Raw genomic sequence first — 403 nt, 5'->3', positions numbered from 1 at the left:
CGAGGGAGCGGTGGGGGTTCAGGGTTTCGACGATGCGTTCGAAGGGGGTGTCCTGGTGGGTGTAGGCGGCGAGGTCGGTGGTGCGGGTGCGGGTGAGGAGTTCGCGGAAGGTGGGGTTTCCGGAGGTGTCGTTGCGCAGGACGAGGGTGTTGACGAAGAAGCCGATGAGGTCGTCGAGGGCTTGGTCGGTGCGTCCGGCGACGGGGGTGCCGAGGGGGATGTCGGTGCCGGCGCCGAGTCGGGTGAGGAGGGTGGCGAGGGCGGCTTGGAGGACCATGAAGAGGGTGGTGCCGGTGTTGTGGGCGAGGGTGGTGAGGTGGTGGTGGAGGGTGGGGTCGATGGTGAGGGGGACGGTGTCGCCGTGGTGGTCGGTGATGGTGGGCCGGGGGTGGTCGTAGGGGAG

1 protein-coding gene is annotated in these 403 nt (G+C 69.2%); it reads right to left on the bottom strand.

Annotated features, from left to right (window positions below):
• On the bottom strand, positions 1-403 hold a 403-nt coding region (locus tag IH80_RS40410), incomplete at both ends, for a condensation domain-containing protein (protein WP_037882459.1).

It is taken from the genome of Streptomyces sp. NRRL S-378 (genome assembly GCF_000720645.1).
Classification (GTDB): domain Bacteria; phylum Actinomycetota; class Actinomycetes; order Streptomycetales; family Streptomycetaceae; genus Streptomyces.
The sequence above is the reverse complement of the archived record's forward strand: the minus strand, read 5'-3'. Positions and strand labels throughout refer to the sequence as shown.